1 protein-coding gene is annotated in these 447 nt (G+C 66.4%); it reads right to left on the reverse strand.

Translation table 11 applies throughout. The annotated features are described in order from the left end of the window. A partial coding sequence (locus ACL02O_RS34455) for a hypothetical protein (RefSeq protein ID WP_412822364.1) occupies positions 1 to 447 on the reverse strand: 447 nt, incomplete at both ends.

Raw genomic sequence — 447 nt, forward strand, 5'->3', positions numbered from 1 at the left:
CGTCGCGTTGTTCAGCGCGTCGGTGATCGCCTGCGGGTAGCCGTTGGGGTCGTAGTTGCCGTACGTGGTGACGTTGCCGTTGGCGTCCTTGGACGTCTGCAGCTGTCCCCAGGTGTCGTAGGTGTTGGTGGTGGTGTAGTCGCCGGCCGTGGTGGTCGACGTGCCGATCGGGTCGGTGACGGTTTCCAGGTCACCCTCGGTCGTGTAGCCGAAGCTCCACTTGCGTCCCTCGGGGCTGGTCTTGGTGGCGAGGTCCGCCACGTAGCCGTTGAGCTGGTACTGGTAGGTCAGCACCGTCCCCGGGGTGCCGTTCTCGGCCGCCTCGGCGTCCTTGATCTCGGTGGGGTAGCCGGTCTTGGCGTCGTAGGTCCAGGTGGATGCGGCGCCGTTGGCCTCCTCGAGCCGGGTGACGTTGTGGTCGTCGTCCCAGGTCAGCTTGGTGGTCTG

Origin of the sequence: Micromonospora mangrovicola (assembly GCF_047200535.1) — a bacterium.
Lineage (GTDB): Bacteria > Actinomycetota > Actinomycetes > Mycobacteriales > Micromonosporaceae > Micromonospora.